Origin of the sequence: Fibrobacter sp. UWT2, from assembly GCF_900142545.1 — a bacterium.
Lineage (GTDB): Bacteria > Fibrobacterota > Fibrobacteria > Fibrobacterales > Fibrobacteraceae > Fibrobacter.
Map to the genome: position 1 here is coordinate 1 of NZ_FRBF01000017.1, position 24188 is coordinate 24188.

The 24188-nt window shown below is 43.0% G+C and carries 20 protein-coding genes; 9 read left to right on the top strand and 11 right to left on the bottom strand.

Going from position 1 to position 24188, the window contains the following annotated elements; genetic code table 11:
* Positions 1–336: 336 nt before the first annotated feature.
* The 4 genes from BUA40_RS11235 (at position 337) to BUA40_RS11250 (ending at position 4057) form a co-directional block, all read left to right on the top strand.
* Positions 337–861 (top strand): type IV pilin protein, encoded by a 525-nt coding sequence (locus BUA40_RS11235; RefSeq protein ID WP_072800944.1) that lies wholly within the window; start codon positions 337–339, stop codon positions 859–861.
* 153 nt (positions 862–1014) lie between these two features.
* Entirely contained in the window at positions 1015–2046 is a 1032-nt protein-coding gene (locus tag BUA40_RS11240; protein ID WP_178299625.1) for a glycosyltransferase, read from the top strand.
* Positions 2047–2081: 35 nt separating this feature from the next.
* On the top strand, positions 2082–2924 hold the full coding sequence (locus tag BUA40_RS11245; protein WP_178299627.1) for a glycosyltransferase family 2 protein: 843 nt from the start codon (positions 2082–2084) through the stop codon (positions 2922–2924).
* Positions 2921–4057: a glycosyltransferase family 4 protein gene (locus tag BUA40_RS11250; RefSeq protein ID WP_072800950.1), complete on the top strand. Its 1137-nt coding sequence runs from the start codon at positions 2921–2923 to the stop codon at positions 4055–4057. Before BUA40_RS11245 ends, BUA40_RS11250 begins: the two co-directional genes overlap by 4 nt.
* Positions 4058–4080: 23 nt before the next feature.
* Here BUA40_RS11250 and BUA40_RS11255 read toward each other — a convergent pair whose 3' ends face one another.
* Together BUA40_RS11255 and BUA40_RS11260 are read right to left on the bottom strand one after the other, a co-directional pair.
* Entirely contained in the window at positions 4081–4944 is an 864-nt protein-coding gene (locus tag BUA40_RS11255; protein ID WP_072800952.1) for a glycosyltransferase family 2 protein, read from the bottom strand.
* A 15-nt stretch (positions 4945–4959) separates the two neighbouring features.
* The gene (locus tag BUA40_RS11260; RefSeq protein ID WP_072800955.1) at positions 4960–6111 is read right to left on the bottom strand and encodes a glycosyltransferase family 4 protein; all 1152 of its coding nucleotides are present in this window, start codon (positions 6109–6111) and stop codon (positions 4960–4962) included.
* A gap of 219 nt (positions 6112–6330) precedes the next feature.
* On the opposite strand from BUA40_RS11260, the gene BUA40_RS11265 reads away from it, so the two are divergent.
* Positions 6331–7242 (top strand): glycosyltransferase family protein, encoded by a 912-nt coding sequence (locus tag BUA40_RS11265; RefSeq protein WP_072800957.1) that lies wholly within the window; start codon positions 6331–6333, stop codon positions 7240–7242.
* Here the strand turns inward: BUA40_RS11265 and BUA40_RS11270 are convergent.
* The gene (locus tag BUA40_RS11270; protein ID WP_218588194.1) at positions 7223–7984 is read right to left on the bottom strand and encodes an ATP-grasp fold amidoligase family protein; all 762 of its coding nucleotides are present in this window, start codon (positions 7982–7984) and stop codon (positions 7223–7225) included. The two genes, BUA40_RS11265 and BUA40_RS11270, sit on opposite strands and share 20 nt — an antisense overlap.
* Before the next feature lie 223 nt (positions 7985–8207).
* On the opposite strand from BUA40_RS11270, the gene BUA40_RS11275 reads away from it, so the two are divergent.
* Entirely contained in the window at positions 8208–9362 is a 1155-nt protein-coding gene (locus tag BUA40_RS11275; RefSeq protein ID WP_072800959.1) for a glycosyltransferase family 2 protein, read from the top strand.
* Here the strand turns inward: BUA40_RS11275 and BUA40_RS11280 are convergent.
* The 3 genes from BUA40_RS11280 to BUA40_RS11290 are packed head-to-tail and all read right to left on the bottom strand — an operon-like array spanning position 9346 to position 13221.
* Complete coding sequence (locus BUA40_RS11280; RefSeq protein WP_072800961.1) at positions 9346–10626, bottom strand: ABC transporter ATP-binding protein; 1281 nt, start codon at positions 10624–10626, stop codon at positions 9346–9348. The two genes, BUA40_RS11275 and BUA40_RS11280, sit on opposite strands and share 17 nt — an antisense overlap.
* Before the next feature lie 32 nt (positions 10627–10658).
* Positions 10659–12317 carry an LTA synthase family protein gene (locus tag BUA40_RS11285; protein WP_083585380.1) on the bottom strand — a complete coding sequence of 553 codons (1659 nt, stop codon included), beginning with the start codon at positions 12315–12317 and terminating at the stop codon, positions 10659–10661.
* 55 nt (positions 12318–12372) lie between these two features.
* Positions 12373–13221, bottom strand: a complete 849-nt coding sequence (locus BUA40_RS11290; protein ID WP_072800963.1) for an ABC transporter permease — start codon at positions 13219–13221, stop codon at positions 12373–12375.
* Positions 13222–13246: 25 nt separating this feature from the next.
* Here BUA40_RS11290 and BUA40_RS11295 point away from each other — a divergent pair, with 25 nt between their 5' ends.
* The 3 genes from BUA40_RS11295 to BUA40_RS11305 all read left to right on the top strand — a co-directional run bounded on the left by BUA40_RS11295 (position 13247) and on the right by BUA40_RS11305 (position 17364).
* Positions 13247–14944, top strand: coding sequence for a hypothetical protein (locus BUA40_RS11295; protein ID WP_072800964.1), 1698 nt, complete (start codon positions 13247–13249; stop codon positions 14942–14944).
* Entirely contained in the window at positions 14944–16161 is a 1218-nt protein-coding gene (locus BUA40_RS11300; RefSeq protein ID WP_255369295.1) for an alkaline phosphatase family protein, read from the top strand. The genes BUA40_RS11295 and BUA40_RS11300 overlap by 1 nt, the downstream gene beginning before the upstream one ends.
* A 78-nt stretch (positions 16162–16239) precedes the next feature.
* A complete protein-coding gene (locus BUA40_RS11305) occupies positions 16240–17364 on the top strand; it encodes an AAA family ATPase (protein WP_072800966.1) in 1125 nt (374 codons plus the stop codon).
* Between the two features lies 1 nt (position 17365).
* Here the strand turns inward: BUA40_RS11305 and BUA40_RS11310 are convergent, their stop codons facing one another.
* The 5 genes from BUA40_RS11310 to BUA40_RS14810 form a co-directional block, all read right to left on the bottom strand.
* Positions 17366–18313 (bottom strand): glycosyltransferase family 2 protein, encoded by a 948-nt coding sequence (locus BUA40_RS11310; RefSeq protein WP_072800967.1) that lies wholly within the window; start codon positions 18311–18313, stop codon positions 17366–17368.
* Positions 18314–19453, bottom strand: coding sequence for a Gfo/Idh/MocA family protein (locus BUA40_RS11315; RefSeq protein WP_143149789.1), 1140 nt, complete (start codon positions 19451–19453; stop codon positions 18314–18316). It lies immediately after the preceding gene.
* A gap of 20 nt (positions 19454–19473) precedes the next feature.
* Positions 19474–20697: an ATP-grasp domain-containing protein gene (locus BUA40_RS11320; protein WP_072800969.1), complete on the bottom strand. Its 1224-nt coding sequence runs from the start codon at positions 20695–20697 to the stop codon at positions 19474–19476.
* A 161-nt stretch (positions 20698–20858) separates the two neighbouring features.
* Positions 20859–22481: a fibrobacter succinogenes major paralogous domain-containing protein gene (locus BUA40_RS11325; RefSeq protein ID WP_083585381.1), complete on the bottom strand. Its 1623-nt coding sequence runs from the start codon at positions 22479–22481 to the stop codon at positions 20859–20861.
* Positions 22481–24148 carry a fibrobacter succinogenes major paralogous domain-containing protein gene (locus BUA40_RS14810; protein ID WP_072800972.1) on the bottom strand — a complete coding sequence of 556 codons (1668 nt, stop codon included), beginning with the start codon at positions 24146–24148 and terminating at the stop codon, positions 22481–22483. The genes BUA40_RS11325 and BUA40_RS14810 overlap by 1 nt, the downstream gene beginning before the upstream one ends.
* Positions 24149–24188 lie beyond the last annotated feature (40 nt).

The following is a 24188-nucleotide window of genomic DNA, read 5'->3' on the forward strand; positions in this document are numbered from 1 at the left end:
GTCATATTTTAGAAAACCTTGCAATATTTTCACAGGGTAGAAATCAGTTTTTCCCAATAGTTATGCGGGCTGGGCGGGATTTTAAGGGACGACTAAATACGGCGAAATTTGACTAAAAAAGCAGTTTTTCTAAAAAGCTTGTTTTTGGAACAAAGTAATTTTTTGTGACAAAAATGAGACAAAACTGAGAAAAAAGTTTGACAAAAATGCAAAAAAATTTGACAAACCTATTGCTTTTCGAAAAAAATAGTTGTATATTAGGGACATAAACCGGTTGAACGCCCACCAACGGGCCAGAGACCAAACAAGTGTGTAACAAACAACAAGGAGTACACTATGAAAAAGCAAGGTTTTACACTCATTGAATTGATGGTCGTGATCGTGATCATGGGCATCTTGGCCGCCGTCGCAGTGCCGAAACTGTTCGGCATGATCGCTAAGTCCAAGGCTTCCGAAATCGGCCCGGCTGCTGGCGAATACATCAAGCTCCAGGACGCATACGTGTCTGAAACTGGATTGTACGTCGGTACGTGGAGCACTATCGGTTATACGATGAACGGTGAAACGCCGGCCTTCAAATATGAAGACGTGCTTTCTGTTCCTCAGAATAAGGTGTCTACCGACATCCCCACCACTGCTGGCAAGGCATGGAAAGCTACTGCTAAGGTGGGCTTGAACGAATGCGATAAAGGCTCCACATGGGTTCTTTACCTGAGTACTGGTGCTAATGGAAATGGCCTTACTTGGGGTGCTGGTGTCAAGGACGCAACCTCTGGTGAAGCTGCTGTGCTTGATATGGATGATGCCTGCTCTGTGCTGACCCCGCAGTTCGTCAACTTCCGCACTCAGTCTGGTTCCTAATTAATTCATTTTTAATGAAAAAAAAAGACTTGCCTTTGGGCAAGTCTTTTTTGTATAACTCTCAAAATTATGCCTAGTTAGGAATGAAAATATGTATATTCAAGCCAAATCCAAGAATAATTGTTGAGAGAGTCCTTTAAAATGTTTCCCCCCTTGATTTCTATAATCGTTCCGATTCATAATGCTGCGTTGACGCTTACTAAATGCGTGAACAGCCTGACTTCGCAGACATTTAAGAATATAGAGGTCTTGTTAATTAATAACGGTTCCACGGATGACAGTTGGTCGGCGTGCTTGGAACTAGCTTCTAAAGATTCCCGTGTTAAAGCAATAGGCCTTTCTGAAAAAGGAGTTTCTTCGGCGCGTAATCGAGGAATTCAGGAATCAATCGGTGATTATGTGATGTTTGTGGATGCCGATGATTGGGTAGACAACAATGTTTGCGAATTATTTGTCAATGAAAATCGACTTCATAATTATGATCTTTTTTGCTTTTCCGCACAATATCACAAAGAAAATAGTTCGTTAAAATCTTTTTTATTTGCGCAGAATGTTCAATTATTATCCGAAAACCAAAAAGAAGAATTACAAATAAAAGTCTTTGCTCCTGAAGCTCCTTGTTTTAATTACAAGACTAATACGCGGTTTTTGGGAAGTGCGTGGGGAAAAATTTATAAGAAGGATGTTTTAATAAAGCACGACCTCCACTTTTCCTCAGAAACGATTATCAGTGAAGATGTTTTGTTTAATACACTAGCGTTGGATCATTTTGATCGAATTGGCTATTCAAGAAATTGTTTTTATCATTATGAACAACAAACTAATTCCGCGCAAAGCCGTTATAGGCCAGATAGTGAAAAATATTTTGATTTTGTCATTACCCAAATTCGGCAGTGGCTAGAGCAAACAAAAAAAAACAGACGCTTTGTTGATGCGGCAAATTGTTTATTTGTCCATTATCTGTTCGGGATTCTAAAAGAAGATTTAGTTCACAGGGATAACGGATATACTCTTACGCAACGTTGCGAAGCTTTAGAAAAGTTATTGAAAAAAGAAAACTTCCAAACATTGTTGCAAAACGTCAATAAGGATTATTTTTCTACGTCCGAAAAAATATTGATGTTGCTAATGAAAATGAAATTATATAAGTTAATAATAGTTCTTTTGCAGGTCTATTTGAGATAGTATACAAACTAATGCCTATAACATCTTGTGTCATATTGAATTACAATGATGCGTCCACAACAATGAAATTGGTGGAGCATATAAAGGCGTATACTCTTTTAGATTTTATTGTAGTTGTCGACAATTGTTCAACCGATGATTCTTGGAATCTGTTGCAGAATTGTAAAAGTGATAAACTTCATGTTGTTAAATCGCCTAGAAATGGCGGCTATGGTGCTGGGAACAACTTAGGATTGCACTATTCGTCGGAGGTTTTAAAAGCCGATTATTCAATTATTGCAAATCCTGATGTGCTTTTTAGTGAAGATTGTATTCGCAAATTTCTCCAGACTTTTCAAAACGATTCTTCCGTTGCAGTCGTTTCTGCTAAGCAATCTAATTCAGCAGATTGTGCTTGGAAAAATTGCGGTATAATACGACATGTGCTTGCGACAAGTTTATTCTTTGAGCTTTTGCTTAAAATACGTTCTTATTCTGCAGAGTATTTTAAAGAGAAAACCTCAGTTCCTGTATTTGCAGTCCCAGGATCCTTGTTGATGGTTGACTTGAAGAAAATGCTTGAATACGGTATGTATGATGAAGATTTCTTTCTCTACTACGAAGAATTTGTTCTGGCGCATAAGTTTGCGAATGCCGGATTGAAGACCATTTTGAGACGTGATTGTTCGTACATTCACAATCATCACGTCAGTATTTCTAAAACATATAATCGTTGGTCTATGCAACATGCGATTCTGTTGAAAAGTGCAGAACTCTTCTTGCGAAAATACAAAAAGGCTAATGCGTTGCAAATGGCTTTGGCAAAGCTGTGGTTCACGTATACAAAATTGGAATTTTGGATATATGACATCTATAAAATCATGAGGTTTAAAATATGAAAAAAGTTCTTTTTATTACTCATGATGACATGGCTGGTGGGTCTGCCAAAAGTTTACTTTCGCAAATAGAATACCTAAGAAATTCTAGAAACATTGATCCAATTGTTGTTACATGGAAAAATAATTCGTTGACCTCTTGTTTGACGGAAAAAGGAATTCAGTGCTATGCGGTGAAATATGATTTTACATCTGTATGGACACAAAATACTTTTTTCCACATGATTAAAAGGCCGTATTATAGACTGTTCTACAATCATATTGCCTATAAATTATTAAAAAACAAAATTGATTTTTCGTCAATATCCCTAATCGTTTCTAATTCTAGTGTTATTGATTTTGGAGCCTATTTACATCGAAAACTGCAGATCCCGCATGTATGGTATTTGCGAGAATTCGGAGATTTAGACTTCAACATTCTGCCATACATCAAAAATTTTCCGCATTATATTGAGGGAAACTCCGATGCTATAATTGCCGTTTCTAATGCCGTTGCACAACATTGGATGGAACGTGGAATTGTAAAGGGCATTGAAGTAATCTATGATGGCGTGGTTGATAAGCATCATTCTCAACCAAGTTCTACTAAAGATTCAATAGTTAAAATTGTAATGTGTGGGCGGCTGAGTCCCGCTAAGGGACAGTTTTTAGCATTGCAAGCATTATTATGTCTCCCCCAAAATGTCTTGGAGCAAATTCATTTAGATTTTTTTGGAGATGGCGAATCTGAAAATGGTTTGCGAAAATTGGTGAAAATTAAAAATCTAGAAAGATTCGTTTCTTTTAAAGGTTTTTCTTCTAATCTTGAGGTTGAATTAGACAACTATGAAATTGGTCTAAATCTAAGTAAAGCTGAAGCTTTTGGACGCACGACCGTAGAATATATGAATCATGCTCTTTTTGTTATTGGGACAAATTCCGGGGGAACTCCAGAATTGTTACAAAATGGTAAATATGGAATTCTCATACCCCCAAATAATCCGGAACAATTGGCTCAAGCAATTACCAATTACTGCTTGTCTCGAGACGAACTCAAAACGAAAGCAGCGCTTTCTCAGGGCTATTCAGAAGACTTATTTTCTATTTCAAAGAATGCCGAACAGGCCTATCTGTTTTATGAAAAATACATGCTGTAAGGTCTTGCTGTCGTATTTGAAAACTAGTTGTTTAAAAAAGCCGTTCGTGACTTAGAAATAGTCTTGTTTGTTTTTATTTGCTTGTATTTAAGTAGAAGATCTTTAATGTATTTGACAAATGAAAAAGACCTCTCCCTAAATAGATATTTTACACAATCGCATGCAAAGCCATAAACGGCAAATAAATCAGATCTTTCAAAGTCGCTTAGAAATACAAGAGTTCTAACGAATGATAGATACAATTTCTTTTCAGGAGGATCAATTCGGTTCTCCCGGTCGTGTATTGCTATTGCACTAGGAACAATCCCTATTTTAAATTCTTTGAATCTTGCTCTATCGCAATAGTTGTCGTCTTCGCCATAATGATGGAAAGTTGGCGAAAATCCTCCGACTTCAAGAAGACATTTCCTGCTAATCAACCAATGGGCTGCCATAACATTATTAACGGATATGATTTCGCCAGAGTGATTGGATCTTGAAAAAATTAGATTAAAGTCGGAATCTAAATGGGCGCAATTAGCCTGGAATTGCATTGGTGAAAGAATTCCAAATTCAGGATGACGCTCGCATTCGTTGATAAGTGTGGGTACTGTGTTTGGTTGGATCCAGGCGTCTTGATTGAGAAGATATACATATGAATAATTGTGGTCTATTGCGTATTGTAGGCCGATGTTATTTGCTGCGCCGAATCCGAGATTTTTTTTGTTTTGGATAATTTTAAGGTCTGCATAATTCTCTTTTATGTGTTCTACAGTTTTGTCGGACGATGCGTTGTCAATAATGAATAAATCTAAAGGGTGTTTGGAGCTGTATACACTTTGAATGCATTGATCAATCCACTGCATGGCGTTATATGTTACAACGATGACAAGAGCCTTATCTTTCATAATTTGCCGTAGAATTTAAAGAACAATTCTGTTGTATTCATCAACAATATAGCGAATATTTTTTTCAATGCAATATTTTTCTAATGCAATGCTTTGTGCACTTTGGCCCATTTGCGACATTTCAATCCTGTTGTAAAAACAGTATGAAATTTTGTCAGCTAATGATTGAATGTCAAAATCTTTGTAAAGTAAGCCTGTTTTCCCGTTTTCAATAAGTTCCTGTATAGCGGTATCTCCGTTTCCGATAACGCATAAGCCAGAAAGCATATATTCTACAGTAACACGAGAAAAACCTTCGGTGTGTGACGGCTGGACGCCTATGTCATAATTGGGAAGTGTTTTGAAAACATTGCAACAAAAGTCCTTAAAAGAAACTATATGATTAATTGATTTTTTACAAGCTATAGCTTTTAATTCTTGTAAAAATCCATCGGCATTTGCCCCATAAAAATCAATAAAAATACTTTTTTTTACTTGTGCAGGTAACAAAGCGATGGCTTCAAGTAGAACGTCTTGGCCTTTTATGCGGGAATAATTGCCAACACAAACTAACCGTAATTCTTTAGAATCATTAAATTGAGTGGCTCCAATTTTATCTATACTCGATCTATATACCCCATCATAAATTGTTTTTATTTTGCCACATTTGGTTTTACTTTTTAAAAAAGCATTTAATTGATTAGATACGGTTATAATTTGAGAAGAATTCTGTGCAATATATTTTGGAAGATTGATAATAATTGGTTTTTGCAGTTGATTAAACGCCAGAAAATCCCGAATATGCCAAATATGGGGAATATGAAGTTTTTTGTATAAATAGGCTCCAAAATCTATAGTAGACGAATTTGAATGGATCAAATTTAATGATTTAAAATCAATTTTTTTCGCCATTTTTTTGTATGCATAAAAATTTAAAAACGGACGGCAAAGAATAGCAATAATCCATCCGATAATGCCCATACCGAAACTGCACGTTCTAGCGTAATGTACCGCATAATTTTCAACGGATATACTGTCACATTCTTTATTTAAGCTGCTGTGGGACGGAGTTATTACAATGGGTTCAAATTTGCTATTCTTTTTAAGCTCTTGAATTAACTCTATGGCGCATTTCCCGGAGCCAGATGTTAAATCAGCTTCAACAATATAAAGGATTTTTTTCCGCATATTTGCCGTTACATCATACAATAAGTTTTTCTAAGCTATGCTACTATACAGGGAAAAATATTCTTTTAGCAATAATCCCTACTTTTTGTACCATAGCCGTCTTTATCCATAATAATTATTATTATTTATAAATATACAATGTGTAGAGGAAAAATGAAGTATTTATATGTCCTAGTTGGCTCAAAAAAAGGGTTTTATTGTGAGCAGACATTGGTGTCTATGGCTTCATTGAAAAATGTCCAGCCGGATGCCTTTGTGACATTGTTGGTTGATTGTCAAACGGATAAAGATTTCCTATCGGATTTAGAACGGATAAAAAAGTATGTAAATGAATATATCATTGTTCCCGTAGAGGATTGTGTTCCTCCTATAGCCAAATCTCGTTACATAAAGACGTCTATGAGAAAATATGTAAAAGGCGATTTTTTATACATAGATGCTGATACGGTTTGGAATACTCCTGTTAGTGAGTCTGATTTTACGCATGATGTAATGGGTGTCTTAGACGGGCACTGCTTGTTAGCGACGCATCCCTTAAAAAAGGAAATAGAAGCAGATTTCAAGAGGGTGAATTGCGATCCTGGTGTAGAACGATATGTGAATGGGGGTGTTCTTTTTTCAAAAGATTCTAGTATTTCGAGAGCTTTTTTTGACTTATGGCATAAAAAATGGCTGCAGACGTCGGAAACGGGATGCTTTATTGATATGCCTTCGCTGAATGTTGCTTTTAAAGAGGTGTATGGAAATGATGTTCCTCTGCTTCCAGGTGTATATAATTGTCAAATTAGCCGATCTTGGAAATATTTTGTAAAAGCGAAATTGATCCATTTCTTTACAGGGTGGATGACTGAATGTGGAGATAAAGCATACGCTTTTCAACGAAAAGCGTTTTGGGAATTTGTTCGAACAAATGGCTTAGATGATTCTGTTGTAGATATGTTGAAGAATCCTTTAAGTGCATTTGCAATTCCAATAGAAATTTGCGATGGAGTGGATCTTGAGTTGCGAAAGACTGCTACTTATGGTTTACTTCGGGATATGTTTGAACGCAAAATTTATGGAAAGAGAAGTCGTTTTGATTTAGTTGAAAAAATTGTCGGAAAATTGAGTGCTATCTTCGATGGAGGGTGATTAGATCTCCGAATTTTTTGTCCCATTCTGGTGGGTTGAATTTTTCAAAGCCTGCACCCGGGTAAAAAGTTAGCTCGCCTACATAGATTTTATTGTTAAATTCATAAAAATCTACTCGAAGAAATTGAAATTGATGTGCAACTGTTTCACTAATTTCAATCATTTTTTCAAAAAAAACGGGTTTTGCCAAAGCGTTCGTTTCTTTTGGATATAGTTTTGTAAAATTTAATGGGTGCCATTTTCGGTCAAAGAATGTGACGTGCAGCCCTTCTTTTGAAAAACGCTTGCTGCATACAAAGCAATTCTTTACTTTGCCATTGAATATTTGAAATTTGTAATCATTCAAATTTGTTGATTCTAAATATTTTTCGGCAATGATTCGTGGCTTAACATTTTTATAGGGCCATTCTCTAGATGGATAATAGTAGTTAATGGATAAATGTTTATAAAGTTTCTTTTTCGCAGAAGTAAAGTCGAATGTTGTTTTGTCCTTACATATAATGACGCTTCCTGAATCATGTGTACATTTCAATACAAATTGCTGGGGCAACTTTTCTAAATCAATGTCATCGACTTTGTCCCATACTCCGAGTAGTGGGATTAGATAATCTTCACCTATCGTTTCAGCTATGTATTTTCGGGCTTCGTATTTGTCAACAAGTTTTGTATATAGAGGGTTTCGGTCGTAAATTTTTAGCCATTGAAGTTTTTCATTAAATGTTTGAGGATTTGCCCAGTTCATCCAATAACCCATTTTACTTCGGAACATTAATGAAAGGTACCATTTGTCCGGCATCCACTTTAATCGACCCTTCCATGCCCAAGTGTCGAAGATATTTAGGGGGCGCTTGATATAAAGACGCAATTGGTTTATGTACAAGAAAAATGTCGCTTTGAAATTTGTCATTTTAGTATTGCTCTGAAAAAAATATATATTGGATTATAGAAAATAAAGAGGAAAAATAATGCTTGATAATCCATTGATTTCAATAATAATGCCTGTTTATAACGCAAAACGGTTTCTTGAAAGTGCGATTGAAAGTATTTTATCTCAAAGTCTTGAAAATTTTGAATTAATTTTGATTGATGACGGCTCTTTTGATGGTAGTGCGTCTATTTGCGATGATTTCGCCAAGCGAGATTCCCGTATCATTCTTGTGCATCAAAAAAACATGGGGACATCGTTTGCTCGAAATGTTGGGTTGAAAATGGCGAAAGGAAAATATGTTGCCTTTTGTGATCATGACGATGAATTCTCTCCAGAAATGCTAAAATCAAATTATGAAATAGCTGAAGAATATAAAGCAGATGTCGTGTGCTGTTCTGTAAAAATATTTTATCCTCGAGACGAGGGAACTTTCATTCATACTTTATCTCAGCCAACCAAGGTTTACGGTCTAAACTCTCGTTCAGAACTCGTTATAGATTTAAAGTACAATAATAACACTTTGTTTGGCTACGTATGGAACCATTTATATCGTAGAGATGTAATTGAAAATTTAAAATTCGATGTAAGATTTAGGCATGGTCACGAAGATCAGGTTTTTAATTTATGTACGATTAATCACTTAAAGGGAAATTTTGTTTTTAATGAATCTACTTTCTACAAACATTATAGTCGACTAAATTCATCTAGTAAAACATTTGATAAAGAAATCAACAAAACTATTCAAGAAGATCTTATCCTTTTTGATTATGAGTATAATTTTGCAATCAAATACGGAAATTGTCATCAAGTGAATGGAGGGCACGTTTTGGCATCTCATTTGTACGCATTGCATTATCGTAGCTGTTTTAGATATCAACGAGAATTCAAGGCTGTTAGAAAGTGTGATTATATAAGTAAATACCCTCTTCCGCTGACAATGGCTGAAAAAATATTGTTGTTTAGTTTTAGAAAAGTATATCCGCTATTTAAGGTGTTGTGTGGGATGAATTGGGCTCGTTATATCCCTGGTAAAAAAGAAATGATATTGTCGTCAAACGGAAGTGATTTCTGGGAAAGTCCGTTATGTAGTTTTTTTTGGAATCTTTATGCTTCAAGCCGAGGCCGTTGGTTATTTAGTATATGCAATACGATCGTTCGGATTGTATTGATTCCTTTTAATATTTTGAGATAAGTTGACATAGTTTTAACCATTTGCAGTGAAAAAGTGATCTTTTTATTGATCCTTCTTCGTCAAAAGGATTTCCAAAATGATTAGATCCTTGGTGTATGGTGAAATCTAACTCACTTAGATCGGTTGTGTAACACTTGACATTTCTTTCAGCAATATCAAATTTAATTTTATAATCGCCTGCGGCCAAGGTGAATGCGGGAATTTCAAATTCAATGTGGTAGCTTCCTGGCTTAAGAGAGCTTTCTTGAGAATCTTCGTTGTAATCACATCTAGCAATTGGCGTCCCAAAATTGTTGCAAATGTTAAAGCCGGCAACAAGGGATCCGATGTTTCTTTTTATGGTAAAATCTGCTTCAATTATTATTATTGAATCTACAAAAAAATTTTGATTGTGATTTTTATTTCGAATGCATGCTTTATTTAAATATAAGACTTTGGGGTCCCCGTCAGTTCCGTTAAATTCGGAACAATAATTATTTTGACTTAGGTAAAGTTCTATAGCTTGATTTGTGTTCCCTTGATATTTTATTTGCCCTGAATCCAATGCAATCCCTTTTGTGCATAGACGTTGAATGCTGTCCATATTGTGGCTCACGAACAGCACCGTTCTGCCTTCGCCGCGGCTTACGTCCTGTATCTTGCCGATGGCCTTCTTCTGGAATTCGGCGTCGCCCACGGCAAGCACTTCGTCCACCACGAGGATTTCGGGTTCCAGGTGAGCTGCGATGGCGAACCCGAGGCGCACGGTCATGCCGCTGCTGTAGCGTTTCACGGGGGTGTCCAGGTAGCGTTCGCATCCGCTGAAGTCCACGATTTCGTCGAGTTTGCGGGTAATCTCGGCGCGGCTCATGCCCATGATGGCGCCGTTCATGTAGATGTTCTCGCGACCGGTCATTTCCGGGTGGAATCCTGTGCCCACTTCGAGGAGGCTCGCGATGCGGCCCCGTGCGCGGATGGTGCCGGTGGTGGGGGCAGTCACGCGGCTCAGTAGCTTGAGAAGCGTACTCTTACCGGCTCCGTTCCTGCCGATGATTCCCACGACGTCGCCCTGTTCCACTTTAAAATTGATGTCTTTCAGGGCCCACACGTATTCGCTGTCGCCCTTGTGTGCGCGATCGTTGACTTCGCCCACCTTGAGATAGGGGTCCTCGCGGCGCAGCACCTTGGTCTGCCAGAACCTGTTCAGGTCGTGGCTGAGCGTCCCGGTGCTCACTAGCCCCAAACGGTACTGCTTGCTGATGTTTTCAAACTCGATCGCGGTCATATAAAGGAATATAATAAAAAAGCAGGTGCTGTTTATTTCTTTTTTTGAAGTAAAATGCTCTCGTATATCAGATGACTGGACATTTTATTTATTTCTTTGTTCAGAGAATCAAGCCCAATGCTTTCGACAAGTGTTTTTTGACTGCTAAAAAGGTCTGTGCCGAATCCGAGTCTGTCCCCATTGATATTGAAATCCATTGTGCTGAGGATAGTTGGAAACATATCTATGTCAGAAAAGAGTCGTACTTCATTTGAGGTAGGAGCCTTTGGAGAATTTATAAAAATATTGATCCATTTTCTGTTTTTGAATCCTTTTACTAAACGGGTTCCCATGAAAAGGTGGTCTCCAAAGATTATGATAGATGTATTTTCATAAAAAGGTTTAGCCTTTATTGAAACCAGAAATTTGCTGAGTTCTCTTGATGCGCAACGTACGGATGCTTTAAGGAGCTCATCTTCGTTCTTTTCGTCGAGACTTTTTATACAGTTGGGGTCATAAAATCCGTGGGGCGAATGGGTGTCTATAGTGAAAAATGTTAGTGTGAAAGGTTCTGATATCGTATCAAGAATTTGATTGGCTGCCTTAAAAACGTCTTTATCATGAACAGATTTAAACAATTTGCTTTTTGTAAGATTTGTTGTATCTAAGTTTAGCCTTTGTATTAAATCGTCGGGACCGTAAACTTCATTTATTTTTTGATCTGTCATAAAATTTCGAAAGCCATTGTAAAAACCAGAATTCCCTTGAATGAATATCTGCTTGTAGCCATTATTGTTAAGAATTTTATAAAGGCTTTTGTAATGGTGTAATATGGGGGTCTTTTTATAGTTGGCGATATCGGGAATTCCTAAAGAACGCGTAATCATTGCCCCAAATGTAGAGCTAGAACCGATTGCGTCGAACCCGCCACCGATGTTTTTTTTGATTCTACCAAAGCTTAGATTTTGTTGCGCTAATTCTGTAATTTCAGGAATAAGATTGATGTCTTGGTTGCCACCGTGTTCTTTGTCAGAGAATGTTGTCTCGAGAGATTCTAAATATATTAGAATTAAGTTTTTTTTCTGTTCGGGTGCTGTAATTTTGACGGAGTCGGGGTTGACATAGTTTTCTGCAAAGAACTTTGAGTAGATTGCGTTTTTTTCGGGTTCATTGTTTATGATGTGTATGTAATCGGATGTTGGAATGACGCTGATAAAGAGAACTATAGTGGCTGCAAAGTATGTTCCTATGACGAACAGCCTTGTCTTTGTGCGGTTTAAAACTGTATATAAGAAAATGGTTAGGATTGCCGTTATGATTAGTGCCTGAGGGATAGTCGTGGTCAGGTACAATTTGACCATGCCGTAGGCGAAGTCGTCAAATGGCTCCTGCAGGGTAAGGAAAACAGTGTTTGCATCCCTAAGAGGAAAAGTGTTTAACGCCCAATAAATTCCAGCTCTTAGATGAACTGCTAAAAAAAGTAGAACGGTTATGAGTAGAATGTGGGATGGTTTAAAATAGTTTTCTTTCTTATATGTTTGGGTGTACCAATTTAAAGCAATAAGGACAAAAAAGGATAGTATGAATGTTGGCGAAATGGCTAATGGCTCTATCTCAAAAAAATAGTGTTCTGCAATAAAAAAGAGGCTCACTACTATTGTGACTATTTTTGCCGGCAGAATGATTATGTTCTTCATCTTGCTTTTTTGCATGTTATGTAATAAAGATTAAAAAATGGCTAATAATGTGTTCAAAGTTGCGGTGTAATTACACTGTATCCATGAAGGTGCGCTGGATCTTGTTGAAGACGATTACGCCGAGTGCTAAGATGAAGGCGGCGAAGCCGGCGGTGTAGCCGAGGGCGGCCCAGCTGAATTCTCCTACGCCAAGCATACCGAACTTGAATGTTTCCATGATGCTGGTGAGTGGGTTCGCCTGCATCATCATTTTCAGGCGCGGGTCTTCGATGGTGCTGAGTGGGTAAATCACTGGCGTTGCATACATCCAGAGTTGCACGATAAACGTAAGTAAGAAAGTCAGATCGCGGTATTTGGTGGTGAGGCTGCTGAACAGCACGCCGAATCCGAGTGCGAGTGCCGCGATTAGCACAATAAGGATTGGCGTGAGTAGCAGGTAAATATTCGGGTGCACCGGGGCGTCAGTAAAAATCAGGTAGTACGCAAATACAATCAGGAATAGTCCCATCTGGATGCTGAGTCGCACCAGGTTGCTTGTGACGGTTGCGAGGGGCACGACGAGTCGCGGAAAGTACACCTTGCCGAACATGTTCGCGTTTTCGATGAACGTTTTACTGGTCTGGTTCAGGCATTCCGAAAAATAGGTCCACAGGCAAATGCCCGCGAGGTAAAAGAGCGGTTGCGGGAGTCCGTCGGTACTGATTTTGGCGATGCCGCCGAATACGACCATGAACATGATGGTGGTCATGATGGGCTGGATAAAGAACCACAGCGGACCGAGAATGGTCTGCTTGTACCAGGTGACAATGTCGCGCTTCACGAACATACGGTACAAATCGCGGTACTGCCAAAGTTCATCGAAGTTTACCGAGAGTAGGCTTGCTTTGGGTTTAATGACGGTGGTCCATTGTGTATCCATACGTGATAAAATATATATTTCTCGTATGCCTTTTAAACGTGCATTTTTATATTCGGTCGCAATCAATCTGTTCTTTTTGGTGCTTTGCCTTGTTTTTGGCGACATCAAGTTCGGGGCTGTAGACGACTATTTTATGGCGGCGGTACTGACCGGTGCCCATGGCACCGATTATAACCCGCATCTGCTTTTTGTGAACGCTGTTTATGGCTACGCCTTGTTGCCGCTGTACCACTTGTTCCCCAAGGTGGGGTGGTATTACATTGGCGAAATGTTTGCGGTGTTCGCGTCTTTTACGGCTGTCGGCTATGTGCTGTTGCGGCGGTGTGGCGAACGTTGGGGGCTTTTGCTGGCGATGCTTTTTACAGCCATGTTCGCTAGCGATTTTTATTTGGTTATTCAGTTTACGCAGTGCGCTTCTATTTTGAGTGCGGCGGGAATGCTGTTGTTTGCACATGGCTTGGTAGATTGCCGCGCCCCTAAAGTGGCTCGGCATGACATTGTCGTTGTAGTGCTGGGTGTTTTGCTGTTGCTTTGGGGCTCCGTGATGCGCTGGCAGGTCTTTTTGATGGGAACGCCGTTCTTTTGCGTGGGGTTGCTGTTTAACCTGAAACTGTGTTGGAAGTTTAAGTGGGTGACGGTGACAGGCCTTACAGTGATGTTTGCGGGGGCGTACGCCATGCACCATTTTGATGCTTCGCTGTATAGAAATGCGGAGTACGCACCTTATGTAGATATTCAGGGGCCGCGCGCTGCTTTAGGTGAAGCATCCAATTATAATCAGAATGCCGTGTATGAAGATCTTGAAGAGATGGGTAAGTCCGGTGTTGATTACCACATGCTTACCGAATGGATGTTTTATGATACAGAAACGTTCGCTGTTGACAGTATGCGTGCCATTATCGATGTAGTCGGTAATTATCGTGATAAAATAGAACGGGGCGGTATCCCGCAGCGATTGCTGAGTGCGTTGGGTCATTCACTACATTCGCCGCTGTTTTGGACATGGTTCATTTTCTGCTTGCTGATATGTGCGACCAATCGTCAAAAGTTTCTGTATTTGTGGGCGAATTTTGCGGTGATTTTGTACTTGATGTCTATGTTGCTTGCTATGAACCGCCTGGTGTACCGTGTAGAAAGCGGCTTCTGGCTTTACGCGGCGGTACTTGCGGTGCCGTTGTGGGGGCGATTCCGCTATGAGTTGCCGCGCAAGTTGGTGGTTGTTGCGTTGTCTGTGATTGCTCTTGCGAATGTGTATACCTATGCAACTAGTGGAGAGTTGGTGCGCGGTCCGAGTTCGGGCGAACTCCGTACCTTGGCTATTGAAGATTCTACGGACTACGACCAAGTATTTGCCTATATCGATAGCCAGCCGGACAAGATGTTTTTGTTGAGCATGAACGCTTATATGCGTTTTAGCCACCACAAAAATCCGCCTTATTTGGCGGAGCCCATTGGCAGCTACCGCCGCACGGTGTCTTTTGGTTACTGGACACCTTACCTGCCGGAGATTACTCAAGCGCTTGCGGAGTTCGGTATCACGAACCCTATTAAAGATGTGGTGCATGACAACGTGATTGTGATTAATGAAGGTAATTTGGCGAAATTTTTGCAGCGGCATTACTATGATAGCGTTGCGGTGGATACTCTCAGGGTTATCGGTGAAATGGAATTCTTCAAGTACCGCTTGGTTGAGGCTGACTCTGCGGCAAAGGAGACTGAATAATGAAACTCCTTTACCCGTTGATTGCAAGCGCCCTTATTACCATTGTGCCCTTCTTGCTGACTTTTGAAAAGGGGCAAGACATTGTTCGTGGACTCTTCGGCTTTGAAGAATTCTGCTTGCTGATGCTTTTTGTTCTAGCGAAAAGTTTTAGAAGGTTGCGGTGGGTGCTGCTGCCGGTGATTGGCGCGGCGATGGTGGTTGTCGCTTGGCTGGATTTGCAAAACTTGCTCGCCATCAAGGGCTGGTCTACGGGCTGGTACGGCGTGTTGCCTTTTGTGACTTGCGGCCTTGCCGTAGCCATGATGTGGAAAGTGAAACCTTTCAGCGCGAGTGCCATTTCGTTCATCCTCTTTGTGGCGTTGATGGCGCACTTGTTTGCCTATAACCATTATGCGGCGCAGCCTTTAGCGCAGTTCCCGGTGGTGGACTATGCGAGTCGTACGGCACCCAAGCCGATTGCTCGCGACAGCTTGCCGGAATCGTTCAAGGCGAAATATTTTACGACCGATTCGGCAACAATTACGCGAGGCTTTGTCGATTCGACTAAGACGAATGTGCTGGTACTTGTTGAAAGCTGGGGAATCCCGTTAGATACGAATCGCTTTGCAAAGCAGTTGCGAATTTTTGAAGGAATCTCGATGCAGGTGGGGGCGCACCACCGCATGTATAGCCGCACAAGGACCGCCGAACGTGAAGACTTGATTTATAGCGTCACGCGCGATTCAACGGGCCGCCGCGATACGGTGTTCTTACCGCAGGTGCTGCGGGCGCAAGGCGTAAAGACGCAGTTTATTTATGGCGGCGATAGCCTAGTGCAAATGCGCAACAAGTACATTCGTAATGTTGGCTTTGACGAGGTCTTCTACGGCGCTTCGGGTAGTTCGGGCGCTGAGCCTCGCGCAGATCATGAGTCAGTTGCGTTGCTTGATAGCTTGCTGAATGTACAGGATCCCACCTTGCGTTTTATCGCCTGGACTACGCTAGACACCAAGTTCCCGCTGCAGGGTTTCAAGGATCCTTACAGGATTGATGCTGCTGCTGTGGATTCTGCTTATACCGAACGCCTTGCAGGTACACTGCAACTGATTGCTAACCTTGCGAAAAAGCACCCGAATGTTCGCTTTATTGTACAAGGCGACCATAACCCCATACTTTCTCCGTTAAAATTCCAAGAGAAATTCTACAAACGCTGGGTCCCGTTCGTGGTGCTGAATTAGAAGGCTTTTGTTTCTCAACGCTATTGACTTTAGGGTTAACATTTTGTATATTACATTTTGTTAAGTGAGGACAATTGTATGAAAAATCCGTTTATTTTGGTTCCGTATGAGAATAAATTCCTGTTTTGCGATCGTGAAACAGAAACGGAAAATATTCTTGACGATTTGCTAAATGGGGTTAATGTCACACTGATTTCTCCACGAAGATTGGGCAAGACAGGATTGATATACAGGGTGTTCGATGAATTGGCTAAGAAGGAACCTTCTGTTATTAAATGCTATTGCGATATTTATTCCGCAAGTAACGTTGAAGATTTTATCAAACTTTTGGCCGAAGCCGTTGTGAAAAATGTTCAAGATAAATCAATTTTAAAAAAATTCTTTTCGGCGTTTGGCGGTGTACGACCGTTATTGTCATACGACTCTATTTCAGGGACTCCGCAAGTTACAATTACTTATCAGAATGATAAACAGAAAGAAACCTCGATAAAAGAAATCTTTGATTTTTTAGGAAAGCAAAAAAAGAAAATAGTCGTTGCAATAGACGAATTTCAAGAAATCCGCAATTTCAAGGATGTTAATATGGAAGCTCTACTCCGTACCTACATTCAACCTTTGAAAAACGTGCGTTTTATTTTTTGCGGAAGTAAAAAACATGTGATGACAGACATGTTTACAAACGCCAAAAGTCCTTTTTATGAAAGTACCCATTGTATTTATTTAGGCAAAATTGAGCACGATAAGTATGTTCGTTTTATTAAAAAATTATTTGTAATGGGCAAATTTACAATAGATGACGAAAGTTTGGATTTTATTATGGAATGGACTCGGGGACATACTTTTTATACGCAGAGTCTGTGCCATCGAATTTTCAAAATTTCAACAGGAGCCATTGGTTTAGAGACGGTAAAAAAAGCTTGTGCACAGCTTTTGGATGAAGGAATTCCTGGATTCTTGGAACGGCGTAATTTGATTACGGATAAACAATGGCTTTTTTTGAAAGCCGTTGCGAAAGAAGGTTGTGTGTCGCAACCGACTTCTGGCGCATTTATATCTAAATACAAGCTGGGAACCTCTGCAGCAGTAAAGAGAATTGTTGAGTCCCTTGTCGATAAGGAACTTTTGCTGGAAGAACTTTCGCTCGAAGGAAAAAGCTATTCTGTTTACAATGTTTTTATGAGCCGCTGGTTAGAAAGACTGTAAATTAGAAAGTTCGTTCACGCACCACGTATTGCGGCGACTGGTTGATGCTGATGTAGATGCGGCCCACGTATTCGCCGATGAGTCCGAGCAAGAGCATAATCATACCGCCCACGAACAGGAGTGTGGCGAGCATGCTGGTGTAGCCCACGGGAATTTCGGGATTGAGAAATTTCTGGTAGACGACGTAGAGGCCCGCGAGAAATCCTACGAGGGCGCAGATAACGCCAATAAAAGTCGCGGCGCGGAGCGGCTTGACGGAGAATGCGGTAAAGCCGTTGATCCAGAGCCCGATAAGGCCTGCGATAGTGTAGCCGGAGCGGCCTTCGAGGCGGCGGCGGTGTTGCACTTCGACGTTGCCCAGATTTTTTGTGGCGCGGAAAACGAGCCCGCTAATGTAGGCAAACGGGTTGGGGTAGCGCACGATTTCATCGACGATGAACTTGCGCATAATAAAGAAACTCGTTGTGCGAAGCGTCTTGGGCTGGCCAATAATCGCTTCGGCCATTTTCTTGTTGACCCAGGTGCCAAAACGGCGGAACAGGTGCTGCGCCGAGTGTTCGTAGTAGCCGTAAACGACGTCGTAGCCTTCTTCTAGTTTGTCTACAAGCTTGAAACTTTCGCTGGCGGGGGTTTGGCCGTCGTCATCGAGGCTGATGATGTAGTCGCCGGTGGCCTGGCCGTAGCCTGCCATTAGGGCACTGTGTTGCCCGAAATTCTTGGCGAGGCAGATTCCTTTAATCTTGTTGTCGGCGGCGGCGAGTTTCTTGATGACTTGCCATACGCCATCGGGGCTGCAGTCGTTTATCAGGACGATTTCGTAGTCGAAGGACTTGCCGTCGGAGCCGTTGCCTGCTGCGTTGCGCGCGGCCACGGTGTCGCGGATTTCTTGCACCACGGTTTCGATGGTGTTTTCGCTGCGGTAACAGGGAATGACAAAAGAGAGTTTCATTTAAAACCTTTGCTGAACGGATTCCCACTTGTTACTTTGTGCGGACTTCGCGGCGGCCTGCATCATGGCGAGGCCTTCCAGCGAGGTGTGAATGCCGCATACGTACTGGCTTGTAAAGCTTCCGGTCGCGAAATATTGGCCGAGGCAGTCGGCGATGTCTTTGTAGTAGTTCGCGAATGCTTCGATGAATCCAGCGGGGTGACCAGCTTTAAAGCGGTTGTAGCGTTGCTGGTTTGCGATTTTGACGTCGCCGGTGCGGTCGCGCAGGCTTACGTTGCCGCGCAGGTCGCAGGTCTTGAGCGTTTCGGGTTCCAGCTGGAACCATTCGGCGCTGCCTTCACTGCCGTATACGCGGATGCGCAGGCCGTTGCGGTTGCCGAGTGCGGTTTTGCTGAACCAAATTTGCGCGCGAACGTTGTTGGTGTATTGCACGAGGGCGCCCACGTTATCGACAATCTGCGGGAAAAGCCCGAAGGTGGTCTGGTCGGCCACGATGTGTTCGGGGCGTTCGCCGGTCAAAAAGTAAATCATGTTGTGCAGGTGGCTGCCAAGGTCCAGCGAGATTTTTGGAATCACGGTGTCCTTGAGTCGCCAGCTTTGTGGTTTGGGCGGTTCGTTGTTGGTGCCCAGGCGCATAAAGCCTTCTTGCGGCATTTCGACTTGCACTTGCTGAATTTTACCGAGCTTGCCGTCGGCGATGAACTGCTTGAGTTCGCGTACCATGGGGTAGCCGGTGTAGTTGTAAGTGGTGCAGAAAAATCCTTTGGTGTCGGCAACGACTTTTGCGATGGCTTCGCCTTCGGCTACGCTGGTGGCGAGCGATTTTTCGCAAATCACGGGGAACCCGGCGTTCAGTGCGTCAATCACGATGTCTTTGTGGTAATCGGTCGGCGCGAGCACCACGACGGCGTCGAGCTTGCCTTTTTCGGCTTTCAAAAGTTCGTGGTAGTCGGCGTAGGTGCGTTCGTCTGCGACGCCCCAGGTGCGGGCGGTTTTTTGGTTGGTTTCGGTGTGAGTGCTGAATGCGCCCGCCACAAGTTCAAAATGCCCGTCCATCTGGCTTGCGGCCTTGTGGACTTCGCCGATGGCCGAATTGATTCCGCCCCCGATAAACGCAATCTGATAAGGTTCCTTCTTCATACCTTGGAATATAGTAAACTTTATTCTGCCACTATTTTCGCGAGTTCGGTCATGCGGGCGGTTTTGTCTTGCATCTCGGCGAGGGTGTCGAACTTGAAGAATACGATTCCGGCTTTGTAGGTGAGTTTATCTGTAATAACTTCGCCGGGTTTGTACCACAGGAATTTTTCGACGATATTGCCTTGAATTTCGGGTGCGAATGTCACATCGCGGACGGTGCTTCCGTTTTCGATTTCGGGCCCGGCCATGATGCAGTGACGCAGCCAGAACCCTTGCGTGGGCACGTCGGCGATGCCGGAAATGTCTTCGCCGATTTCAGCCAGCACGATGAATTTCGGGTAGTCGATGCCTGTCGCATACTTCACGAACTTGATGTATAAATCTCCCGGCGGGCGGCGACAGATTTCGATGATGACGGGTGTGCCGTCGGCCCGTTCGATGTACTGGATGTGCAGAATGCCGTCGACCAAGTGTAATTCTTGCGCGATGCGTTCGCTGTATTCGCGGAGTTTGGCGAGGCCTGTAACTGCCGTGGTGCTTGGCGTGTTTGCGCCGCTCACCAAGTATTTGTTGACGAAGTATTGTTCGTTGTCTGCAAAGGCAAATGCGACTTTGCCTTTTACGAGCATGGCGGAGAACCCGTGGTTTGTGCCCTGTACAAATTCTTCGACAACGACATGATCTTGCCGTGTGCGGCTGCAGGCGTCTTTGTAAGCGATCCGGGCTTCGTCGGCGTTTGCGGCGCGATGAATGCCCTTGCCGCCGGTCAAGTCGACGGGCTTCACGATAATCGGAAAGGTAAGTTGCGCAATGGCGGCTTCGAAGTCTGCGCGCCCTTCGGCAGAATCCGTGTCAGCGACTTTAACGGTAATGGCCCGCGGCGTCGGAATGCCGAGTTTAGTTGCGAGTGCGCGGTACTTATCCTTGTGATGAATCTCGAGGCTGGCCGCGTAGCTGTCGTGGCCGGGGAGTCCAAGTTTTTCGCAAACGTACACGGTGCTGAGCAAGGCGAAGTCATTGCAGCCGGAGCAGACCGCTTGTACACCCTCGCTCTTGGCGAGTTCCAGCATGGCGTCTTTGTCGCTAAAGTCTGCAAAAACGTTCTTGTCGGCGTAAGGGTGGCCCAAGCCTTCGCGAGCGTTACCCGTGGTAATCACATACCAGCCCAAACTTTGCGCGGCCTGGATCAGCGGAATTTCGGCGTGGCTACCACCGAGAAGCAACATTTTCTTTTTAAAACTCATGATGTAAACAATATATCTTTTTTATGCCTGAAAAATATATATTTTCTGCGTTATGAAGATTCCATTCAACAAGCCGCCGTTCGTGGGGCTCGAACTCGATTATGTGAAGCAGGCCGTCGAAAGCGGCTTTTTGTACTAATTGCCCTATATAGTTCAGAGGCCTAATAATCCTGCACACAACGAATAGAGAGTGCGTCTCGTTTATTCGCCCCAAAACTAAATGTCTGCTCATTTTGGGTAACAAAAATCACATCCCATACCACGTATTCATCTTTTTCTGAGGAGCTCCAGAATTCTGCGGAGTTTTTGGCTGCCCCAAAAACCATCGCTTCATAAACGTAACGCCCATTCCCCATAGTATATTCTCCACGGCCCGCAGGCATCACAGAAAAACCAAACGTATCATCGCCGTTTTCGCGACTCCATCCAGTATGGGATTTGAGAATTTGGCCAGCATCATCATCACCTCCTGCGATAAAAAGAAGAGCATCCCATTCTTCCCGACTAGGCAGGTGCCAACCCTTGGGGCATACTCCCCGTACAGGCTGAGTCGGCGAACATACAGAACCAAAGCCGCAGCCGGTATTGACAGAATCAATAGCCCCTCCCCAGGTGTAAAGGCGACCCGCCACATTGCAATTATCCGCCACATTATCATAGCACCAACTACGCCTCAATTTAACAGGAGTGTCCTCACTATCCGTATCAAAGTTCAGATTTTCAGCCATCCACCATAGCTCACCTATCTTAATAATCTTGTAAACCTGACCATCCCGATCGTCGGTTATGGACTCGTACTCGATTTTAGAATTGAAGAACGATTCCTTAGGATACTCCCATTCAAACACAGAACTGCTAGAGGCCTCCGCAGACGAACTTGATTCATTGAGCGATGGCCGATTAGGAGAATCCTTGAGACAACGAACGGAATAACCGTATTCTTTTTTATTGCACTTTCGTTCTACACCATTCTGTGATTTGCTCAGAGCCATATAGCACGCCTGCAAGCTATCAGGGACTCCCGTGGTTGTGCTCCAGAAGAACGCCACTTCACCTTGACTCCAAAAGGTTTTGTTTTCATAGCCTCCAGTGGGTAAGGCGGAAAAGCCAAAAGCATCATCACCGTTTCCATCAACACTGTAGTCGTCACCACTACTTTTCCAACCAACCGTAGATTTGAGCTTTTTTCCTGCTATAGATTTGCCACCAACCGCAATGAACAGTTCCTCCCAGTCTTCTTGATCGGGCAAGTGCCAACCCTTAGGGCAAATTCCCTGTACAGGCAGAGTCGGCGAGCATTTCGAGCCGTAACCACAACCGGTATTAACGGAATCCATAGCAGCACCCCACGTGTAAAGGCGTCCCTTTACGTTGCAATCGTCCATTGCGGAACTTTCGCACCATGATTTGTGGGCGGGGTCTACAAAGTTCAAGCCCTGCGCCATCCAGGTCTGTTCACCAATTTGAATCGTCCTATACACCCGTTGGTCCCTTTCGTCAAGGAGTTCGCCATACTTCCCTGCCTTTAGAAGATCCTGATTTAGGTATTCCGTCGTAATACATTTGTATTTTTGGCAGTCATATGCTCTTTTTTCCAAACTTGACGAACTCGAAATTTTTGAAGACGACGAACTTGAAATTTTTGAGGCCGACGAACTAGAAGTAGCAGAAGACGAGCTACTCTCGGAGCTCGGTTCCTCGGAACTTGCTGACGAAGAATCATCGCAAGCAAAAAAGGCCAGAACAAGCACCATGGCGAAAAGAGCGAGAGATTTATTATTCATTAATCCGCATCCTTAAAGCAACGAACTGAAAAAGCAACTTCTATAAATTCTGAGTAAAATGAAAATGCATCGTTACTGGCAGAGACCAGACCTTCGTAATCCGCCTGAACGGTGCTAGATTGGGTAGCAGTCCAATAGCTCGCGCGAGAGCCTATACTTTCAAAACCAGAACCATTACGCCGGCCGGTAGGCAGCGCAGCGAAACCATAGGCATCGGTGCCGCCACCTTTATTGCTCCACCCAAGCTGAGACTTGAGCGCTTTACCAGCATTAGCGTAATTACCAGTCATCTCTAACTTGCCGCCCACTGCTTCGAACAAGGTTTCCCAATCCCCATCACGAGGTAAATACCAACCATCGGGGCAAATGCCCTGAATACGACCTAAATAGCCACAATCGTGATATCGGCCGCAATCCCGCGGATTATCGGCATCGGTCGCCAATTTCACCGAATCAATCGCAGCAGTCCATGTGTAAAGCCTACCTGCCACCTCACAGTTTTCTTCCAAATCATTGTAACACCAACTCCCGCCCTTGAGGCTGGGTGTCGCTACGCTATCGGCGTAATTGAGGTTCTCCGCCATCCACCATTGTTTTCCGATTTTAACAACCTTGTAAGTTTTACCATCGCGGTCATCGGTAATGGTTTCATAATTGATTTCAGAATTCAAGTATGCTTCTTTCGGCAAATCCCAACTCGGGCCCACAGAAGAACTGGACTTTACGGAACTACTACTAGACTCATCCCCATTGAGAGAACTGGAGGAACTGGATTTTGCAGTATCGTCAGAGTTCTGAAGACAACGGACAGAAAAACCGACATAACTGTAGTCGTAGTCTTGAAGTGCAGATTTACGGCCGTAATACAAATTCATGTAAGCGGCCTCGTGGCTGCCAAACCAAGAAGCGCTCCAGACGTAGGCAGAGTTTCCAACATCGTAGAAGTTGCCATTAAGATCTCTGAGACCCGCCGGCAATGCCGAAAAGCCGTAACCATCAGCGCCGTCACCACTGCCATACCAACCCGTCTGGGACTTGAGAGCAGAGCCAGCAGCAGACTTTCCGCCCACAGCGCTGAATAGGGTGTTCCAATCAGCCTCTTTCGGTAGGTGCCAGCCCTTCGGACAAATTCCCTGAACGCTTGCCGGAAGGGTACAAGTCTTACCATAACCACAATCCTGCGGATTGTCAGCATCGGTTGCAAGTTTCACGGAATCAATAGCCGCAGCCCAGGTGTAAAGGCGACCTGTCACCGCGCAGTTTTCAGCCTTGTCGTCATAACACCAGCTCCTACCCTTAAGGCTAGGATTCGCTGCACTGTCGGCGAAATTCAAATTTTCTGCCATCCAGGTCTGGGAGCCTATTTTTATAGTCTTGTATTTTTTCCCATCGCGGGAATCGGTCATGGTGCCATAGGTAATTTTCGGATTCAAGAGAGACGCCCTCGACACATCCCAGCTCCAAGCATCCTTAAGTTCCTTTTGCGAACTTGAAGAAGATTTCTGAGTATCAGAAGATGAGACTTTATCATCTACATCTTCATCTACATCTTCACCAATATCTTCACCAACTTCTTCATTATCTTCATCATCCAGGGATACGGTGTGCGAACAACCACCGACGAACAGGGCTGCTATTCCCAAAATTACACGTAACGCTTTACGCATACAAAACACCTCCCCGGATCATTTTAAAAGTTTTTTTACA

What these genes read in the sequence shown, in the direction of transcription:
- BUA40_RS11235 (WP_072800944.1), top strand. Translation starts at nt 337, where the DNA reads ATGAAAAAGCAAGGTTTTACACTCATTGAATTGATGGTCGTGATCGTG.
- BUA40_RS11250 (WP_072800950.1), top strand. Translation starts at nt 2,921, where the DNA reads ATGAAAAAAGTTCTTTTTATTACTCATGATGACATGGCTGGTGGGTCT.
- BUA40_RS11255 (WP_072800952.1), bottom strand. Translation starts at nt 4,944, where the DNA reads ATGAAAGATAAGGCTCTTGTCATCGTTGTAACATATAACGCCATGCAG.
- BUA40_RS11260 (WP_072800955.1), bottom strand. Translation starts at nt 6,111, where the DNA reads ATGCGGAAAAAAATCCTTTATATTGTTGAAGCTGATTTAACATCTGGC.
- BUA40_RS11265 (WP_072800957.1), top strand. Translation starts at nt 6,331, where the DNA reads ATGGCTTCATTGAAAAATGTCCAGCCGGATGCCTTTGTGACATTGTTG.
- BUA40_RS11270 (WP_218588194.1), bottom strand. Translation starts at nt 7,984, where the DNA reads ATGAACTGGGCAAATCCTCAAACATTTAATGAAAAACTTCAATGGCTA.
- BUA40_RS11275 (WP_072800959.1), top strand. Translation starts at nt 8,208, where the DNA reads ATGCTTGATAATCCATTGATTTCAATAATAATGCCTGTTTATAACGCA.
- BUA40_RS11280 (WP_072800961.1), bottom strand. Translation starts at nt 10,626, where the DNA reads ATGACCGCGATCGAGTTTGAAAACATCAGCAAGCAGTACCGTTTGGGG.
- BUA40_RS11285 (WP_083585380.1), bottom strand. Translation starts at nt 12,317, where the DNA reads ATGCAAAAAAGCAAGATGAAGAACATAATCATTCTGCCGGCAAAAATA.
- BUA40_RS11290 (WP_072800963.1), bottom strand. Translation starts at nt 13,221, where the DNA reads ATGGATACACAATGGACCACCGTCATTAAACCCAAAGCAAGCCTACTC.
- BUA40_RS11295 (WP_072800964.1), top strand. Translation starts at nt 13,247, where the DNA reads ATGCCTTTTAAACGTGCATTTTTATATTCGGTCGCAATCAATCTGTTC.
- BUA40_RS11300 (WP_255369295.1), top strand. Translation starts at nt 14,944, where the DNA reads ATGAAACTCCTTTACCCGTTGATTGCAAGCGCCCTTATTACCATTGTG.
- BUA40_RS11305 (WP_072800966.1), top strand. Translation starts at nt 16,240, where the DNA reads ATGAAAAATCCGTTTATTTTGGTTCCGTATGAGAATAAATTCCTGTTT.
- BUA40_RS11310 (WP_072800967.1), bottom strand. Translation starts at nt 18,313, where the DNA reads ATGAAACTCTCTTTTGTCATTCCCTGTTACCGCAGCGAAAACACCATC.
- BUA40_RS11315 (WP_143149789.1), bottom strand. Translation starts at nt 19,453, where the DNA reads ATGAAGAAGGAACCTTATCAGATTGCGTTTATCGGGGGCGGAATCAAT.
- BUA40_RS11320 (WP_072800969.1), bottom strand. Translation starts at nt 20,697, where the DNA reads ATGAGTTTTAAAAAGAAAATGTTGCTTCTCGGTGGTAGCCACGCCGAA.
- BUA40_RS11325 (WP_083585381.1), bottom strand. Translation starts at nt 22,481, where the DNA reads ATGAATAATAAATCTCTCGCTCTTTTCGCCATGGTGCTTGTTCTGGCC.
- BUA40_RS14810 (WP_072800972.1), bottom strand. Translation starts at nt 24,148, where the DNA reads ATGCGTAAAGCGTTACGTGTAATTTTGGGAATAGCAGCCCTGTTCGTC.